A 1,309-nucleotide genomic window follows, 5' to 3' on the forward strand; every position below is an offset into this window, starting at 1 on the left:
CGATCCCGAGCTTGCTCGAGGCGCCCACGACCTTGTCCACAGGGCCGTTGATCTTCTTGGGCATGATGATGTGGAAGCCGTGGTTGCCCGGGGCGTGAGCATCCGGCTGTCCGCGGCGGATGAGCAATCGGTCTGGTTTGGGCGTCGGCTCTGGTTACGGAGCGTGTGCTTCCAGGAGCCTCAGAAGGTGTTGTGCTTCGCTAAGAAAGGCGTGCCCGGCCTCGGTTGGTGCCAAGGGTTGAGTGCGGTTGATGATGGCGAAGCCGATGGTGCGCCCGGACGCGCGGGCGTGGCCGACGTGGTAGTGGCCCATCAGGGGGCGGGCACTGGCAGGGGCCAATGATCGAGTGATCTGTGTCCCTGCCTGATCACCTGAGAGGTGTCACTGTTCGTGGTCGCCGGGGGCGTAGCGGCTCCATGGGCTTCCGGCTGCGGTGGCGAGTCGGGTGGCGGTGTCTCCGTCGTAGCCGAGCAAACCAGCATGCCGCCATAAGACAAACCAGCATGCCGCCATAAGAGACGAGCTCTATGATCGGTTCGTCCTGATCGATGAGATTCGGAGAAGATGTCAATCTCATGCGCCGCGCCATGGTCCTTCTGGGTGGCGTCGCCCTCGCCGTCGGCGCGTTCACCCTCTTCTACCGGGGCCCGGGACAACCGTTCATCCGCGGTTACGTGAGCGACGTCGGCGCCACCATGCTGGTCTACGCGTTCTTGGGGCTGCTGTGGCGCACCACCGCCGCACGCCGCACCCTGGCCACGGCCGCGATCGCCGCCGCCGTCGAGTTCTACCAAATGGTCGGCATGACCCCGCCGGGCATCGGCGGTGTCCTGGTCGGCGCGTTCCCCGACCCATGGGACCTGGTCGCCTATGCCGTCGGTGTGGTCGCGGCCCTGGCCTGGGAACGCCGATTGGTCCGATCCGATGATCAGACCGGCTGACTCTCAGACGCCACCCCACCGGCACGCTGACGGTACAGATGCTCCCACAGCGGCGAGGTCATCGGGTTCGTCCTGCGCGGCGGCCAGCGTCCCAAAGCAGGACCGCCGTATCACAGGACAAGCCGGCGCATAGCATCGCGTTTCTCTTGATCACGGTCAGTCATTGTCGTGCTTCCAGGAGCTCCGGTATAACGGCAAAATCAAGAGATTACGTGGCCGTCAACCAGGTTTTTCCGCTGGACACACCCGCGGGAAAGGAAACAAGGCCGCAGTTGCGGGCTGACGCACGCGAGGCGATGCCAGGCTCCTGTGGCGACGCCTCGCGTGCGGTGCAGGGCGGTGGTGGAGGCTATCGGTAGGCCGTTGC

At 65.1% G+C, this 1,309-nt stretch carries 1 protein-coding gene; it reads left to right on the top strand.

The window, feature by feature from the left end; all coding sequences use genetic code 11:
• Positions 1 to 576: 576 nt before the first annotated feature.
• Positions 577 to 942 carry a DUF2809 domain-containing protein gene (locus AB0J64_RS57290; RefSeq protein WP_364047280.1) on the top strand — a complete coding sequence of 122 codons (366 nt, stop codon included), beginning with the start codon at positions 577 to 579 and terminating at the stop codon, positions 940 to 942.
• The last annotated feature ends 367 nt before the right edge of the window (positions 943 to 1,309 follow it).

Source organism: Nonomuraea sp. NPDC049695, assembly GCF_040674955.1.
GTDB lineage: Bacteria > Actinomycetota > Actinomycetes > Streptosporangiales > Streptosporangiaceae > Nonomuraea > Nonomuraea helvata.